At 38.3% G+C, this 16019-nt stretch carries 13 protein-coding genes, 1 pseudogene and 1 other annotated feature; of the genes and pseudogenes, 9 read left to right on the top strand and 5 right to left on the bottom strand.

The features are described 5' to 3' along the window. Positions 1-30: 30 nt before the first annotated feature. Positions 31-486: a MarR family winged helix-turn-helix transcriptional regulator gene (locus CLNEO_RS06545; RefSeq protein WP_066086215.1), complete on the bottom strand. Its 456-nt coding sequence runs from the start codon at positions 484-486 to the stop codon at positions 31-33. Between the two features lie 201 nt (positions 487-687). Here CLNEO_RS06545 and CLNEO_RS16750 point away from each other — a divergent pair. Further along, positions 688-1207, top strand: a pseudogene (locus tag CLNEO_RS16750) (HXXEE domain-containing protein). A 140-nt stretch (positions 1208-1347) separates the two neighbouring features. Here the strand turns inward: CLNEO_RS16750 and CLNEO_RS06535 are convergent. Genes CLNEO_RS06535 through CLNEO_RS06525 form a run of 3 tightly spaced genes read right to left on the bottom strand, consistent with a single transcriptional unit; the run spans position 1348 to position 3291 of the window. Further along, complete coding sequence (locus CLNEO_RS06535) at positions 1348-1815, bottom strand: VOC family protein (protein ID WP_066086212.1); 468 nt, start codon at positions 1813-1815, stop codon at positions 1348-1350. 26 nt (positions 1816-1841) lie between these two features. After that, on the bottom strand, positions 1842-3005 hold the full coding sequence (locus CLNEO_RS06530; protein ID WP_066086210.1) for a UxaA family hydrolase: 1164 nt from the start codon (positions 3003-3005) through the stop codon (positions 1842-1844). Position 3006: 1 nt separating this feature from the next. Further along, on the bottom strand, positions 3007-3291 hold the full coding sequence (locus tag CLNEO_RS06525; RefSeq protein WP_066086207.1) for a UxaA family hydrolase: 285 nt from the start codon (positions 3289-3291) through the stop codon (positions 3007-3009). 260 nt (positions 3292-3551) lie between these two features. Between CLNEO_RS06525 and CLNEO_RS06520 the strand changes: the two genes are divergently transcribed. Continuing rightward, positions 3552-3824 (top strand): hypothetical protein, encoded by a 273-nt coding sequence (locus CLNEO_RS06520; protein ID WP_066086203.1) that lies wholly within the window; start codon positions 3552-3554, stop codon positions 3822-3824. A 50-nt stretch (positions 3825-3874) separates the two neighbouring features. Here the strand turns inward: CLNEO_RS06520 and proS are convergent, their stop codons facing one another. After that, positions 3875-5311, bottom strand: coding sequence for a proline--tRNA ligase (gene proS / locus CLNEO_RS06515; protein ID WP_066086202.1), 1437 nt, complete (start codon positions 5309-5311; stop codon positions 3875-3877). Between the two features lie 112 nt (positions 5312-5423). Further along, positions 5424-5623: a binding site (T-box leader), on the bottom strand. 175 nt (positions 5624-5798) lie between these two features. Between proS and CLNEO_RS06510 the strand changes: the two genes are divergently transcribed. The 7 genes from CLNEO_RS06510 to CLNEO_RS06480 all read left to right on the top strand — a co-directional run bounded on the left by CLNEO_RS06510 (position 5799) and on the right by CLNEO_RS06480 (position 15657). Next, positions 5799-6320: a cysteine hydrolase family protein gene (locus CLNEO_RS06510; protein WP_066086200.1), complete on the top strand. Its 522-nt coding sequence runs from the start codon at positions 5799-5801 to the stop codon at positions 6318-6320. A gap of 9 nt (positions 6321-6329) precedes the next feature. Further along, complete coding sequence (locus CLNEO_RS06505) at positions 6330-7451, top strand: aminopeptidase (RefSeq protein ID WP_066086197.1); 1122 nt, start codon at positions 6330-6332, stop codon at positions 7449-7451. Between the two features lie 143 nt (positions 7452-7594). Then, positions 7595-7990 (top strand): glutathione peroxidase, encoded by a 396-nt coding sequence (locus CLNEO_RS06500; RefSeq protein WP_334292147.1) that lies wholly within the window; start codon positions 7595-7597, stop codon positions 7988-7990. Positions 7991-8808: 818 nt separating this feature from the next. After that, on the top strand, positions 8809-9672 hold the full coding sequence (locus tag CLNEO_RS06495) for a response regulator (RefSeq protein ID WP_066086194.1): 864 nt from the start codon (positions 8809-8811) through the stop codon (positions 9670-9672). Beyond that, on the top strand, positions 9665-10126 hold the full coding sequence (locus CLNEO_RS06490) for a chemotaxis protein CheX (protein ID WP_066086191.1): 462 nt from the start codon (positions 9665-9667) through the stop codon (positions 10124-10126). The genes CLNEO_RS06495 and CLNEO_RS06490 overlap by 8 nt, the downstream gene beginning before the upstream one ends. Before the next feature lie 515 nt (positions 10127-10641). Beyond that, a complete protein-coding gene (locus tag CLNEO_RS06485) occupies positions 10642-12213 on the top strand; it encodes a flagellin N-terminal helical domain-containing protein (protein ID WP_066086189.1) in 1572 nt (523 codons plus the stop codon). Positions 12214-12651: 438 nt separating this feature from the next. Continuing rightward, complete coding sequence (locus tag CLNEO_RS06480; RefSeq protein ID WP_066086186.1) at positions 12652-15657, top strand: EAL domain-containing protein; 3006 nt, start codon at positions 12652-12654, stop codon at positions 15655-15657. Positions 15658-16019 lie beyond the last annotated feature (362 nt).

Below are 16019 nucleotides of genomic sequence, written 5' to 3'. Positions count from 1 at the left end.
CTTTGAGTATTGGCGCACAGTCTTATTTTTTTATTCCTCTTTTCCACTATCCGAACTCAAAACATGTTCAATTTCAAATACGATGCGGGACAGATATTGTTGTAAATTATTTTTTTCTTCCTCATTCAAGCAGTCGAATAGCGTAGCTGCATCTTCCATATTACGCCTCATAAATTTAGCGGCATTTATTCCTTGGGGTGTTAAAAAAATGCGTATTGCCCTATGATCATTTTCGCAGGGGGTGCGAAAGATATAACCGTTTCGTTCCAGTTTTTTGATAACTTCACCCATTGATTGGGAGCGAATGTCCAAAAGTTGGGACAGCTCCTTTTGACAAATGCCCGGATTATTATTTAAAATAGAAAGGACACGTCCTTGTCCTCGAAAAGACTCTTTTTCTGAAAAACGGTTTTTTTGATAATGATTACGATGCATTAAACGACTGATGAGGAAAAATTGCTCCATTAATTCCAAATTAGCTTGCATGGCGATCTCCCTTCATAAGGAAAAAAATATTTTCGCTACAATGTAATTATATTATACAGGTACCTTATTAGTTAATCAATAATAATTTTTTTTAGGTGCGTTTTGAGAGGAACGTTGAAAAGAATAGAAGAAAGCACGTTTGTATGCTAAAATGAATGAACTGACACAGAATCTATATGGAAGGAGTGGGTTACTACGGGGATGATGGATAAATATATTTGGCTTTTTCCGGTAGTATTTATTTTTCATGATTTGGAGGAAATGCTTGGTCTTAGCGCATGGATTTTTCAAAATAAATCAATGCTCAATCAAAAATTCCCTAAATTCAGTAAAGTATTTGAGCATTATAGCACAGGGCATGCTCTTTGCGGTATTCGAGGAATTCATATTATGTATTTTAATTTGTATTGTTTCCATCATTTGCCGCCGGTATGAATTATGGTTAGGTTGCTTTATTGCCTATACCATACATTTAATCATTCATTTGCTCCAGGCTATTATTCTTAAAAAGTATATTCCTGCCTTGGCCACTAGTATCATTGCGCTACCCATCAGTGTTTGGCTAATCTATGTTTGCATTGGAATTTTGGAGTATTCCACAGGCTTCATCATTATTTATACTTTGATGGGGGGGATAATGATTAGCATAAACCTTATGTTTGCCCATTGGATGATGCATAAATTTTCGAAATGGCAAGAGAACTTTTTGGGGGAAAGATAAAAGTGTTTAAAACAAGTATTATTACATATAGACAGGGCGGGTACTTAGTGTATTCCGCCCTGTTGTGCAAAAAAAGCTTAAAGTATTATCAAATTTTCTTTCGGGAAGAAAAAGTGAAAAGCGTTACCAGTGGTTGAACGTTATTTCAGCAATTTCTCCACCAGCATTAAAGGAACATCCATCCTTACTGCAATTTCATTTTTAGAAAGGCCGTTTTTCAAAAAACGCAGACAAACGGATTTTAATTTTTCGCCAACCTCGATGATATGTTTATCGGGATCATAAAGGCGCACAACTCTTTGACCCCATCTATGCTCAAACACGTGATGCACAAAATCGATATTCGGCAGGGTTTTAAGCTTTTGAATGAAAATATCAAAATTCTCCTCTTCAAAATACAGTTCTGTGGTTTTATTGTCAAAATATAGCTCCTCTGTTTGTGCATGGATAAATTCAAGCCATGTTTCTTGAGTTTGCAGAGAAACCCCTCCTGTCAGTGTTACATTTGCACCAAAGTCCATTACGACCCGAAGCCCCAGAACTTCTTTGTAAAACTGCTTTGATTTTTCTAAATCAGAAACAACCAACAAAGGATTTTTAAATTTCATTGGAATACACCTCCAAAAAGATACAATCAAAAAGTAAAACCAATTCGATAGATACCAAATTCCTTATGGCCCAATTTTTCTGCTTTTGTTTGCGCACCATTCGCAACTAAAAGTATTTTTCTAAAAATTTCTTCGCCCAGCTCATCAAGGGTGCAATCTCCTTGCATTACCTTGCCGCCGTTGATGTCAATATTTTCTTCCATATTATAATATGTTTCCGGGTTTCCGGTAATTTTGATCACAGGTGCAATAGGACAGCCTGTTGGCGTTCCCCGTCCTGTGGTGAAAACAACCAGCTGCGCACCTCCTGCTACCATCCCTGTGATGGAATCGATATCCTCTCCTGGTGTATCCATAAAATAAAGCCCGGGCTTTTCGGTGGGAACGGTTTCGCCATACGCTAATGCACCGATAAAAGGCGCTGTATTTCCGGCTTTATGCATACAGCCTAGGGATTTTTCTTCAATGGTGCTTAACCCGCCCTGGATATTTCCCGGTGTGGGCTGTGAGCCGCGCAAATCCTCGCCAACTGCCAAGGCTCTTTTTTCTACATTGGAAACCATGGTTAAAAATTTAGACCTTTGCGCTGCATCGGGAAACCTTTCGGCCAAAATATGCTCTGCACCAATTACCTCGGTGGTTTCGCTCAAAATACTGGTTCCCCCAAGGGAAACCAACTGATCTGAGGCAATGCCAATGGCGGGATTTGCAACAATGCCGCTGGTGGGGTCGCTGCCGCCGCATTCCATGCCAAGAATGAGGTGATTGATAGAAAAGGGTACTTTTTGCGCTGTAGCAAGGGTTTCTGCAAACTTTGAAACGATCGAAAGCCCTTGTTCAATGGTTTTTGTTGTTCCACCGCAGGCCTGTATGGTAATAAATTCAACGGGTTTTCCGGTTTTTTTAATTTCTTCTGCAATTTGAGAGGGTTGAATGCCTTCGCATCCTAGGCCTACCACCAAAACTGCACCGACATTTGGATTACAGCCAAAGCCAGTAAGGGTGCGTACAGTCTGACGGAAGTCATCACCCATTTGGCAACAGCCGTGCTGATGGGGCAGGGAAACAGCACCAATCTTTTCGGCAATTCGATTTGCCACTTCAACTGCACAAACTGAGGCAGGGATAATTAAAATATGATTTCGTATACCATATGTGCCATTTTCTCGTGGATAGCCCATAAGCTTCATATCAGCATTCCTCCTTTTTATCACCACGGCCGCGGATGCTTTCGATATTATGCACATGCACATATTCCCCTTGAGAGATTTTTTGCGTGGCAAGGCCGATGATTTGCCCATACTTATAAATTGGGCTGTGAAGTGAAATATCGGCCAAAGCAATTTTGTGATATTGGGGAATTTCCTCCCGAACTATCAGACTGAAGCTTTCCCAATGAACGACTTCCCCAGCTTCAAGCAGTCTTAAGCAAGTTCCTACGTTGTCTTTTTCGTGAATTTTTAAAATGGGGTTCATTTTTTCCTCCTCTTTTGTATTATTGAATATTTCGCAATTATTTGCTGAAAAATAATAAAAAATAACCACGGGTTTAAAATGAAAAACTATTATTTTGTGCCAATAAATGCTATAATATCATCATAAACCAGAGTTGAACGTCTTGCAATATGATTCAAAATAATTATGAAAAGGAATGCTTATTAATGTATCAAAATTAAAGTGGTAACATTATATATGGAAATAAAGGGAAAATCAATTTTATAGAAGGAGGAAAATTTATGGCTGGTTTCATGGATAAGGTGGGAAATATGGCAAAAAAAGCAGCAGATAAAACGGGAGACATGGTTGAGATTGGGATGATTCACACAAAAATCATGTCCCAAAAACAAAGCATTTCCTCGGTTAAGGAAAAAATTGGAGGCCTTCTGTTTGAGAAATATCAGCAGGGCGAAGAATTGTCCACTGACTTGGTGCAGCTTTGTCAGCAGATTGAAGAAATAGAAAATGAAATTGATACGTTGCAAAAAGAAATTCAAGAGATCAAAGAGTAAAAAAAACCGCCGAACCCTTATGGAGTCGGCGTTTTTTTGGGGGGGGGTAATTAATAAGCTCTGCCCCAGTATATCATATGTTTTGCTTTCTTTCCGCAGCAAACGCAGGTATCAGATAGTTCATCTTGTTCAAAGGGGATACAACGGCTGGTTGCACCCGTTTTTTCTTTGATCGCATCTTCACAAGCCTGATCCCCACACCACATTGCTTTTACGAAGCCTGGTGTTTCGTTTAAGGTGCGTTCAAATTCCTCTATATTTGTTGCCGCATAGGTTTTGGAATCTCTTCTTTCTGTTGCTTTTCTTAACAGGTTATCCTGTATTTCTTGGAGTAACATGGGAATTTTTTCTTCCAGCTCATCCAGAGAAACAACGGTTTTTTCTCCTGTATCACGTCTTGCAAGGACAGCCTGATTCTTTTCCAAATCCTTAGGGCCAACCTCCAAGCGAAGAGGAACGCCCTTCATTTCGTATTCACTGAATTTCCAACCGGCGGATTTATCGGAATCATCCAGTTTAATGCGGCAAATTTTACTTAAATTTTCCTTTAAAGCAGCTGCTTTTTCCAAAACGCCTTCCTTATGCTGGGCAATAGGAATGATGATTACCTGTGTAGGTGCCACCATTGGAGGTAAAACAAGGCCGCTGTTGTCGCCGTGAACCATAATTAATGCGCCAATTAAACGGGTAGTCATGCCCCAACTGGTTTGATGCACATACTGAAGTTTATTGTCTTTATCGGTGTACTGAATATTAAATGCATGGGCAAAGCCGTCACCAAAGTTGTGGCTTGTGCCTGACTGCAATGCTTTTCCATCATGCATTAAGCTTTCAATGGTATAGGTTGCTTTTGCACCAGCAAAGCGTTCTTTTGCTGTTTTTTCACCCTTAATTACAGGAATTGCCAAATATTCATGGCAGAAATCAGCATATACGTTAAGCATACGGATGGTTTCTTCCTCAGCTTCTTCGGCGGTTGCGTGGGCAGTATGACCCTCCTGCCATAAAAATTCAGTGGTTCTCAAAAAAGGGCGGGTGGTTTTTTCCCAACGAACAACGGAACACCACTGGTTGTAAAGCTTAGGTAAATCACGGTAGGACTGAATCAGATTTGCGTAATGATCGCAAAAAAGAGTTTCTGAAGTAGGGCGTACACAAATACGCTCCTGCAATTTGGTTTCACCACCATGGGTTACCCAAGCAACCTCGGGCGCAAAGCCCTCAACGTGATCTTTTTCCTTTTGCAGCAAGCTTTCGGGAATAAACATGGGCATATATACGTTTTCGTGGCCTGTTTCTTTAAAACGTCTGTCCAATTCCTTTTGAATCAATTCCCAAATTGCGTAGCCGTATGGACGAATGATCATACAGCCCTTTAACGTAGAATAATCCGTTAAATCTGCTTTTTTTACCACATCTGTGTACCACTGAGGAAAGTCCAACTCCATATCGGTAATGGATTCAACCAGTTTTTTTTCTTTTGCCATTGTAGTTCCTCCTATCATTTCTATGATAATTATTAATTTTGAAAGCAGCTAAATTTTTCCCCTTAAGGCAGCTTTTTAATTTTTTGTCACAAAAAAAGACCTGAATCCCAAAAAAAGGGACCAAGGTCGAATCGGCGGTGCCACCCTCGTTGACGAAAAAATCCGTCCACTCAAACTTGTTAACGCCAAGTACGCCGCATTTTCCCTGCGGAACTCAAGAGGAAGGTTCAAAAAGGCTTGCCAAGGCTTGCATCAACCGCCTATTTTCTGGGGACAAGGGACTCTTTTACTATTCTCTATCACTGTTTATATCAACTATTATCATAAACCGAAAGGAAATGTTCTGTCAAGGGGTGAAAATAATATTTGTAATTTTACTTATTTTGTTCAAAAATTTTAAATGGATGGAAAATTATGTATAGATATTTCGATATACTTGTTGTATGATATTTCTAATAAAAAATCACTGACATTTGGAGGGAAATAAATGAAAAATATACTTATTGTGATTGACATGCAAAAGGATTTTATTGACGGTTCTTTGGGAACAAAAGAAGCGCAAAAAATAGTTGACTGCGTGCTGGATAAAATCAGTCAGTATCCCAAAGAAAATATTATTGCCACCAGAGATACTCATGAAGAAAATTATTTGGAAACGCAAGAGGGCAAAAATTTGCCTGTGGTGCATTGTGTTCGGGGCACCGAGGGATGGGAGTTTGACAAACGTATTGCCCAGGTGTTAGATGGCGTTCGCGTGATTGATAAGCCTACCTTTGGCTCCGTTGATTTGGCCGAGTTATTGTATAACGAGTCGAAAAATAAAGAAATAGAAGTGGAATTGGTTGGCCTTTGCACGGATATTTGTGTTGTTTCCAATGCCATTTTGTTAAAGGCAAAAATGCCGGAAATGAAAATCAGCGTGGATTCCGCCTGTTGTGCTGGGGTAACCCCCGAAACCCATAAGGCGGCACTGACAACCTTAGCCATGTGCCAAATCAAAGTGAAATGAGGTGTTTTTTTGAAGGATGAACGTTTGGAAAAGCTGGCGGAGGTGCTGGTGAATTATTCCACCAAGGTGAAGGAAGGTGATCTTGTTGCCATTTCTGGTGAGGATGCGGCATTGCCCTTTGTAAAAGCTGTAACAAGGGCAGCCTTAAAGAAAGGGGCGTTGATTGAATATTATATAGATGTACCCCAGGTAGATGTGGAAATTTTAAAAAATGGCACAGAGGAGCAATATGCCAGAGAGAATAATCGTTTTGGCGCCTGTGTGAAAAGCGATGTATGGATTAGCGCATGGGGAAGCGAAAATGTGAAGGTTTTTCAATCCATTGAGGGGGAAAAGTTGAAAAAACGCCGTCTTGCGAATCGGGAAAATCGCAAACTATATTCCGAAAGAATGGGAAATGGCTCCTTGCGTTGGTGTGGCACCCAATTTCCCACCAACGGGGATGCCCAAAATGCAGGGATGAGTCTGGAAGAATATGAGGATTTTGTGTATCGCGCAGGTTTTTTGTATGAGGATGACCCTGTGGCGAAATGGAAGGAAATGTCCCAGTGGCAGGAACAGTGGGCAAGATATTTGGACGGAAAAAAGGAATTGCATATTTTAACCAAGGATACAGATATTCATGTTCGCATTGATGGAAGAAGATGGATTAATTGCTGCGGTCAGGAAAACTTCCCTGATGGGGAGATTTTTACCTCCCCTGTGGAGGATGGTACAAATGGATATATTACCTTTTCCTATCCCTCCATTATGAATGGGAATGAGTTTGAAAAAGTACGCCTTACCGTAGAAAAGGGGCGTATTGTAGAGGCAATTTGCGAAAACAAGGAAAAGGAAAGCCAATTATTATCCTACATTGATACGGATGAAGGCTCCCGCTATTTTGGAGAAGTTGCCATCGGTACAAATTATGGCATCAAGCGACATACCAAAAACATCCTTTTTGATGAAAAAATCGGTGGTTCCATGCACATGGCCATTGGGGAAGCCTTCCATGAGGCCGGCGGTAAAAATGAATCTGCCATTCACTGGGATATGATTACGGATATGACGGTGGAAGGAAAAATTTTTGCTGATGGAGAGTTGTTTTACGAAAATGGAAAGTTTATAGAGGGAATTCTAAAAAAATAATACAGTCCCTTTTTTTGCGGATGCAAGGAACTATTTTATGATACTATGTAAAAAATCAGACTATTGACAAAGTTAAAACCTTGAAGGCTTTGCCCAAATGTTTTTATTTTTTTATGAAGGATAAATGTGGAAAAAGTGTAGCGATGAAGGATTATAAAGGCAAGATAGTGCTTGTTGTCAATACCGCTACAAGGTGCGGACTTACGCCTCAATATGCGTCTTTGGAGGAGTTGTACAACAAATACAAGGAGAAGGGCTTCGGAATTTTGGATTTTCCTTATAATCAGTTTTTAAATCGGGTACCGGGTACGGATGAAGAAATCAGCGAATTTTGCTCACTAAATTACGGCACGACATTTCCAAGATTTTCTATAGTTAATGTGAATGGCAAAAATGCCAGTCCGTTATACGTTTGGCTGAAGGAACAGGCACCGGAGGATTGCGGTAACGAAGAAACAAAGGCTTTTGAGGAAAAGGTGAAGTCTTTCACCCTTGGCAACGAGGCAAGTGACATCAAATGGAATTTTGGGAATTTTTGATTGATCCAAGCGGTAATGTTGTGGCTAGATATGCGCCGGCCTATCCTCCCGAAAAGCTTGGAAGGATATTGAAAATTTGCTGGGATAAAGATGGAATAATTTTTATTGTGGTTAAGAATATTTACTGAAACAATAAGTGTGAAAAAAATAGTAGATTTTGAGCCGACTTTAACTAAGGGTTCCTAAAACCCATTTTTAAAAAGTTATTATTTCAAGATTAGTTATCGTTGCATTTAACCAACAAAGAAGTGTCATAACTAAAAATAGGAATAGCAACATTGACTGTCATCCTGCGACTAATAAACATGGTTTATACCAATGATAAGGGTCCAGGCTCAAAGTCCCACTTGCTTGTGCTTGAAAGAATGACGGCACATATAATTATACGGGGTCAAATAAAATTCGCCACTCGCCTCCCCGTGCTCTGTAGTGTATTGCTATTCCTTATAAGAATTATAAAACAAAGATTTTGGGGACACAACATTTTTCATTACTTGTTTGTGTCTTGAGCGAAGCGAAAGAAATGGAGAAAATTATGAAAGAAAAAATATAAGCCCTTTTGTATCTTATTTGCAGAAACCTGCAAAGAGCAATAGGGCTTTTTTATATGAAACGGTTCTCACTTTAGAAAGAACTATATAAGTTAAAAGAATTTTTCAGAAAGCAAAATAAAGTTCTATGCGCAGGAAAAAGAATGGGTTATAATGGTTACATAAAAAGACAGGCTCTTTCGAGGGGTGAACAGAAGGAAGGAAAGCTTGTTTGTTACCCAAAATAGTTGCAGAACCATAGTTTAAAAGGAAAAGGAAAGGTGTAATATGGAAAATTTGAAAATTGTTGTGGTGGATGATTCTCCTTTTTCAGTGGCAATGATCAGTAAAATTCTTGAAGAAAAAGGGTTTGAAGTTGTAGGTAGTGCAAATTCTTTGCCCGAGGCGGTTGAAGTAGTTTCAGCCTTAAAGCCAAATCTGGTGACAATGGATATGACAATGCCTGAGGCAGATGGTATTGAATGCACAAAAGCCATTCGGGAAATAGATCCAAATTTAAAGGTAATCGTAATTAGTTCTATGATGGATGAGGAAATTATGCGAAAAGCAAAGAAGGCAAAGATTTCCGGTTATATTCAAAAACCTGTGGATGGGGACGAACTTTCTTTGCTGATTCGAAGGATTATGGCGGAAGAAGAGCTGTTTGTAGAATTGGAGCAGTTATATGCCACTGCATTTAAAGAAGCTGTAACGGATACATACAACAGATTTTTTAAATCCATTCCTGCTTATAAAAATGAGAATTCATTGAACAGTGAGTTGGTTTCCCAAGGAATTACTGTGGTTATGGGCATCATTGGCAAATACTCAGGCAGAATGATTTTGGATATGTCCGTCGATTCGGCGAAAAAAGTAGCCTGCAGTTTATTATGCAAAGACAATTTGTCAGAAGAATATGTGATTAATATGATGGGAGAAATGGCCAATATTATTGCGGGAAATGCATGCTCCATGCTGAACAAGAAAAATGAAGTTTTTGGATTGCGTGTTGCACCTCCTACGGTGGTATACGGAGAATCTATTACAATTTCAAAATTGAAGCTGGATACTGTAACTTCTGTTGAGGCAGATACCGTTTTTGGCGAAATATATTTGAATGTAGGCTTTAACAGGAGTGAGTGCGATGAATAGAGAAATTATAAGTGCATTTAGCAGCGCAGTTGTAAATATAATGCCCATGCTGGGCATTTCAAATATTAAGCTTGTAAACGAAAGAAAATGTGGAAAGCAAATTGAATCCACCGGTGTCATTGGGATTATTGGTATCATTGGAGAACTGAGCGGAAATGTATTTTTTGCAATGGATGAAGCGTGCGGAAAAAAAATTGCTTCTTATATGATGGGTGGCATGGAGGTGGAGGAATTCGGTGAGCTTGCACAAAGTGCTATTTCTGAATTAAGCAATATGCTGGCCGCGAATGCAAGCATGATTCTTTCTGAAACGGGGAAGATGATTGATATTTCTACGCCCACATTGATTAATGGTGCTTTTACGGTAAGCTCTATTTTTTCGGAGGTAATTTGCCTGGAGATGCTTGTGGAGGACATGGCTTTTAATATTTATTTATCTGTCAAAGAGAACTAAGGAAGCGCTGATTTAATGGAGGGCGTGCAGATAGTCGAGGAAATTTTTCAATTGACAAGGAAAAAAGCACAGCAATAGCAGCGCTGTTTCGAGGCTTTTTGACGCTGTCCAAGTGGAAAATTTACCGATTAGCTATGCAACGGAATTAATCAGCGTTTCCTAAAATATACCATGGCTGCTTGTGACGCTAAAGGGATAGGGAGAAAGGTCTTAGAATGGCCTTAAATATGTGGAGGTGTTTTAAAGGAAAGGGAATTTCTTTTGAGAAACAGTGCTCCATAAAGAAAGAATAATTTTAGCAAAGAAAAAAATATAAAATTTTTTAAAAAACTATTAAGATGTCTAAAATTTGTCCGATAAAATAGATGTACAACAAAAAAGGAAAAATGTTGTATATGCATTGGTAAATTATATAATTACCAGTTTAACAAGTAAAACCAGTGCACGGGTTTTACTTGGATAATAATCGTGGAATGCATGGATGCATTCCTTATGACCAACAAGGAGGTTTTATTATGAGAATTCAACACAATATTGCAGCTTTAAACTCTCACAGACAGTTGGGCTCAAACAACAACGCAGTAGGCAAAAATCTTGAAAAATTGTCTTCCGGTTACAGAATCAATAGAGCGGGCGACGACGCTGCAGGTTTGGCTATTTCTGAAAAAATGAGAGCACAGATTCAGGGCTTAGAAACAGCTACAAGCAATGCGAATGATGGTATTTCCTTGGTTCAGACAGCAGAAGGTGCTTTGACAGAAGTTCATTCCATGTTAAACCGTATGGTAGAATTGGCTACACAGTCTGCCAATGGTACATATGACAATGACGTTGACCGTGCAAACCTTCAGAAGGAAGTAGATTCTTTGCAGTCTGAAATTGACCGTATTGCGGAATCCACAAACTTTAACGGCATTAACTTGTTGGACGGTTCCGTTGGTTCCACAGGCGTTGGCAAAGTTGCAGTTGATGTTAAGTATGCTGGCTTGGCAGGTAATGCAGGCGTGCTTGCATTAAACAGTGCAACAGCTGCACAGTCTACAGTAGATGCAGCGGGCACTTCACCTACATTAGCGGCTGGTGACCATACTCTGAATATTAAATTTAGAGATGCCGATGGTAACCTTGCTGATAAATCAGTTAGCTTTACAGCAGTAGCTGCTGATTTGGATGCTGCAGCTAATAATTCTGCACTTGAAAAAGCAGTACAAGAAGCGTTTGGTGACGGTTATACAGTTACTGCTACAGCAGGCGCATTGGAGATTACATCTAAAACTGCTGGAGCAGATGACAAGCTTGAGATTTATCAGATCAGTTTGAAGGATCCTGATGGTGCTGCTGTTGCTTCTGCATTTGGTGATATTACCAATACAGAAGGTGCGGATGCATACTACACCTTAGACGCTGCTGCATTGGGAGCTTATGATGGAGAAGCTGCAACAAACGCAGATAATTATATTTTTGAAATCAATGGAGCAAAATTTGCATTTGTTGATGATGCAGATGCAGCAAAAGCATTGGATTCTGATGTAAATTATGTAAAGGTTCAAGCAGCTGGTACAGTAGATGATACTGATACAGCAGCCATGATTGCCCTGATTAATGAAAAAACAGGCATTGGCGCTGAAGTAAATGCTACGAACACAAGTATCGACTTAAAAGCTGGTACAACTGCAGCAAAAAGTGGAAATGGCTTGACATTGCAGGTTGGTGACACAGCTGATAAGTTTAACAAAGTTACTGTAAGCATTGATGATATGAGCACAAAGTCTTTGGGTATCAGTGGTATTGATATCAGTACACAACCTGGTGCTTCCGCAGCAATCGATAAAATCAAAGCTGCAATCAACAGTGTATCCTCCACTCGTGGTGACTTGGGTGCTGTTCAGAACCGTTTGGAGCACACAATCAACAACTTGGGTGTTGCAAGTGAAAACATGACAGCTGCTGAAAGCCGTATCCGTGACGTTGACATGGCTGCTGAAATGATGGAGTTCACAAAGAACAACATCCTTACACAGGCTTCTCAGGCAATGCTTGCTCAGGCAAATCAGTTGCCTCAGGGCGTTCTGCAGTTACTTCAGTAATTTTCATTATAACTACAAAAGCCCATACCTCTGGTATGGGTTTTTTGTAGTTCTATATAGTAAGGCAAGGACTGTTTTTTTGGGGAATATTAGTAATAATCATTGCTAAAATAGGTTGCGTTTTGAAAAGAATTCAGCAGAAGCATATAATATTCTTTGTTTTATGTTCGTTGGCACCGACAAACTTTATTGCGTTACAGATTAATTAGTTTAAAGTACTAAATTATTGACTTTTTACGATAAAAATGCTAAAATTTAATGGAAATATGTAACAAAATTAAATATTCTTTGATTTAAATGTAACTCAAAATGTATTTTTTTGTTTAATTCTACAAAAAATGTATTTATTACATGGAAATTACAATTGTGTTTTTTGTGTATTAGAACCAATACATAACTCAAGCTTTGCTTCCAAAAGTTGCTAAGGAGGATATTGCGGTGCCTTTTAAGAAAAATGTCCTTATTGTTGATGACAATAAAATGAATAGACAAATGTTGTCTCAAGTTTTATACTGTCAGTATAAAATATTGGAGGCTGAAAGTGGGGAAGAAGCCCTTGAATTATTACATAATAGCAAACTAAGCATTTCTGTAGTTCTGCTTCGCTTTGCACTGCCTGATATGAATGGGATCGAAGTGTTAGCAGAGATTAGCAGGGATGTTTTTTTGCGCAAAATACCTGTAGTTTTGTTTGCGCGAAATGATGAGCTGGATTCAAAAACCAAGGCAGAAGTCCAATCCTTAGGTGTGCAGAATTTTATTCAACCGCCTTTTACGGCTGAAAGTGTAAGACAGCAAATAGTGAATGCTATTTTATACAGTGAAAAAGCCAAGCTTTTGGATTTTGCCCAGCGGGATAGGTTGACAAGTTTATATGCAAGAGAACCTTTTTATCATTTAATTACGGAAGTTTTGGAAAAAAATCCGGACAAAAAATACGATATTTTATGCAGTGATATTGAGCGTTTTAAATTGGTTAACGAGTTGTTCGGTTCCGAAGAAGGGGATGCGCTTTTAAAATTTGTTGCGCAAATGATTGAGGATAAGGTTAAAGATGTAGGAATATGCGGAAGAATTGGTGGTGATATTTTTGCGGCCTTGATTCCTCATCAAGATCAATATAGTGAGCAATTTTTTTCCGAAAGCGCAGATTTTATAAATCAGTACAATTCAAATTTACATAGTGTAATTAAATTTGGTATATACACCATAGAAGATAGAACTTTACCTGCAAATATAATGTGTGCCCGTGCCTGTCTTGCTTTAGAGTCCATTAAAGGGAAATACGGTATGCACTGCGCATATTATGATGATAGCATTCGCCAAAAATTGTTGGACGAGCAATTTATTTTGTCAAATATGAAATCTGCCTTAGTAAATAGGGAGTTTGTTGTTTTTTTTCAACCGAAGTATGATTTGCTGGATGAAAAAATATGCAGCGCAGAGGCGTTGGTTAGATGGAAGCATCCGGAAAGAGGCTTAATACCGCCGAATCAGTTTATACAAATATTTGAAAATAACGGCTTTATTACCGAATTGGACCTTTATGTATTAGAAGAAACCTGTAAATGGGTGCGTTCATGGATTGACAGGGGTAATCCAATGATTCCGGTTTCGGTCAATATATCAAGAGCTGATATTTTTAATTCTAATCTTGATGCTATTTTACTTTCTTTGCTTAAAAAGTATGGATTAGATCCCAGTCATATCCATCTTGAAATTACAGAAAGTGCATACACTGAGAATGCAGAGCAAATGATACATGGGATTAAGCAACTAAAGGAATTGGGTTTTGTGATTGAAATGGATGACTTTGGAAGTGGGTATTCTTCTCTTAATATGTTATCCGAGCTTCCTATTGATGTTTTAAAGTTGGATATGAGATTTGTGCAAAACTATGATAGGTCCAGGGATAAAAGAAATATCATGAGCTTTGTCATTAGTCTTGCAAAATGGATGAACCTAAAGGTGGTTGCCGAGGGCGTTGAAACCGAGGAACAAGTAAATTTATTAAAGCTCTTGGGGTGCCATTGGGTGCAGGGATTTTTCTATTCGAAACCGTTGCCGTTGGATGCGTTTGAAACCTTGATTGAGCAAGTGAATTTTAGTAATACTGAATATACTTTAGAAACCGCTGAGGGGCGTGCCAAACCGGCACATAATATTTTACGTTTAGACGTTGAGAAAAAAAATATGCTGATTTTAGATCCCACTTCAAAAGAATTTGAACCATTTCAAAGCGTTTTTGATGAAAAGTATTGCATATTAAAAGCAAATACAATGCAAGAAACAAGGGACTGTATTTTTAATCAAAAGCTGAAAATTTCTATAGTGATTTTTTCTGTTACAAAAGAAATTACATTAGAACATATTTCAGAAATAAGTCTTTTATGTAAGCAGTACGATATTCCGTTAATTACCATACATTCATCTATAGAATTAGTAAAGAACGCAGCTTCTCTTGGTGCATTTCATTGTATCGTTAAGCCCTACGTTTTGGAAAATTTGGAAAATACCGTCGAAAATACCTTGTGTCGTATGAAAGTAGTTCAATTGCAAAAAGAAATAAAATTTAGTGATGCAATTATTGAAATGAAAAATAGAGCTGAGATTGATTTTTTATCGGGACTTCTAAATCATTCGGAATTAAAAATCAGAATGCGGGATTTTTATAATCAAAATCATGAAGCTTCAGGCGTATTTATCCTGATAGATATTGATCACTTTAAGTCAATAAATACTTCATTTGGGTACAATGTGGGAAATAAAGTTATTCATGCTGTTGGAAAAATGTTAGAAGCGATATTTAACGATACGAATTTTATTGCCAGAATAGATGGAGACTTATTTGCGGTGTTTATTCCATTTCAAATGGAACGGCAGGTCTTGGAGCAGAAGCTTGAAAGGGTTTGTCATGCCATGGCATATGATAATTCGGATGTGAGCCTGACGATTGATTGCTCCGTAGGTGTCTGTTATGCAGAGAATAATACAACAACCATCGAAGAAATGTTCAATAATGCGGAGATTGCTCTTTTGAACGCCAGAAAAAATCAAAAAGGACGGTTTTTATTTTACTTTGAGGGGATGAAAGCCCCCTTAAATGAGAATATTCAACAACAGACCTTTTCTTTTTTGGATGATGTTTCCGATGGCGTATTCGTCTGTGATGCGTTAAGCGGTGAGATAATCTATATCAACGATGCGGCATGTAAAATTATGAATATGGAAAAAAATAACTGCATTGGGGCAATAGGTTTCGGGCTATTTTGGAATAAAAATAAAAAATGTGAGTTATGTTTACAATTGGATGATTATGACACGACTTTTTATGAACACGACGGATATTTAAATGATGGTGAAACAAAGGCACATATAAAAGTACGAATAGACGACTGGAATGGAAGAACGGTTAAAATTCATTACCTTCAAAAGATTGGATAGCTAAAATATTTTTTTTTATAAATGGTAATTGATTTTTGAAACAAAAAACCGATTATTTTCTGCCAGGACGTTAATTTTCTTGAATCATATACGTATAAAACTCCAACATTTTGTAACAAATAAAGCTTACTTTGTCCCCACTAGGAGAATTTCTTGGTGGGGCTTTATCTGTAATAATGGAAAGATTTATTTCATGGAGATCAACCAATTTCATAAATGAAGGGAGACAACAAATGAAATATATATCCTAAAAATATCTTTAATTTGAAAGTTTAGAATTATTTAGAGAAAATCAGCGGTTTTTGACAAAGAGTAATTGCATAGGGGTCAATGCTGTGATACAATATAACGATGTTTAAAAA

The organism is Anaerotignum neopropionicum, assembly GCF_001571775.1.
GTDB classification, from domain to species: domain Bacteria; phylum Bacillota; class Clostridia; order Lachnospirales; family Anaerotignaceae; genus Chakrabartyella; species Chakrabartyella neopropionicum.
Note: the sequence above shows the minus strand (reverse complement) of the source record. Positions and strands in the feature narration are given on the sequence as shown.

Bases quoted from the DNA above. Each gene is read 5' to 3' on its own strand.
- CLNEO_RS06545 (WP_066086215.1), bottom strand. From the start codon at position 486: ATGCAAGCTAATTTGGAATTAATGGAGCAATTTTTCCTCATCAGTCGT.
- CLNEO_RS06535 (WP_066086212.1), bottom strand. From the start codon at position 1,815: ATGAAATTTAAAAATCCTTTGTTGGTTGTTTCTGATTTAGAAAAATCA.
- CLNEO_RS06530 (WP_066086210.1), bottom strand. From the start codon at position 3,005: ATGAAGCTTATGGGCTATCCACGAGAAAATGGCACATATGGTATACGA.
- CLNEO_RS06525 (WP_066086207.1), bottom strand. From the start codon at position 3,291: ATGAACCCCATTTTAAAAATTCACGAAAAAGACAACGTAGGAACTTGC.
- CLNEO_RS06520 (WP_066086203.1), top strand. From the start codon at position 3,552: ATGGCTGGTTTCATGGATAAGGTGGGAAATATGGCAAAAAAAGCAGCA.
- proS (WP_066086202.1), bottom strand. From the start codon at position 5,311: ATGGCAAAAGAAAAAAAACTGGTTGAATCCATTACCGATATGGAGTTG.
- CLNEO_RS06510 (WP_066086200.1), top strand. From the start codon at position 5,799: ATGAAAAATATACTTATTGTGATTGACATGCAAAAGGATTTTATTGAC.
- CLNEO_RS06500 (WP_334292147.1), top strand. From the start codon at position 7,595: ATGAAGGATTATAAAGGCAAGATAGTGCTTGTTGTCAATACCGCTACA.
- CLNEO_RS06495 (WP_066086194.1), top strand. From the start codon at position 8,809: ATGGAAAATTTGAAAATTGTTGTGGTGGATGATTCTCCTTTTTCAGTG.
- CLNEO_RS06490 (WP_066086191.1), top strand. From the start codon at position 9,665: ATGAATAGAGAAATTATAAGTGCATTTAGCAGCGCAGTTGTAAATATA.
- CLNEO_RS06485 (WP_066086189.1), top strand. From the start codon at position 10,642: ATGAGAATTCAACACAATATTGCAGCTTTAAACTCTCACAGACAGTTG.